The following is a 276-nucleotide window of genomic DNA, read 5'->3' on the forward strand; positions in this document are numbered from 1 at the left end:
AATGTCGCGATGGAGCGGCTGATCAACGACATTCTCGCCCGGGGCGGCGCCCGACGCCGCCTGGAGATCAAGGTGTTCGGCGGCGCCAATGTGCTGAATGGCATGGCGAAGATCGGGCATCGCAACGCCGACTTCGTCGAAGACTATCTGGCGGCGGAACACCTTCCCATCGCAGCGTATCACCTGCGCGGCTCGCTGCCGCGCCGTGTTCACTACTTCCCGGTAACCGGCCGCGTGATGCTGCTCGAATTGCCGCGCGCCGATCATGATGCCCTT

The 276-nt window shown here is 64.1% G+C and carries 1 protein-coding gene; it reads left to right on the forward strand.

The genetic code is table 11. The features are described from left to right. The coding region (locus AC0MA3_RS26500) for a hypothetical protein (RefSeq protein ID WP_474658346.1) at positions 1–276 on the forward strand (276 nt) is incomplete at both ends.

The sequence above is a fragment of the Paenibacillus sp. LS-5 genome (assembly GCF_056121505.1).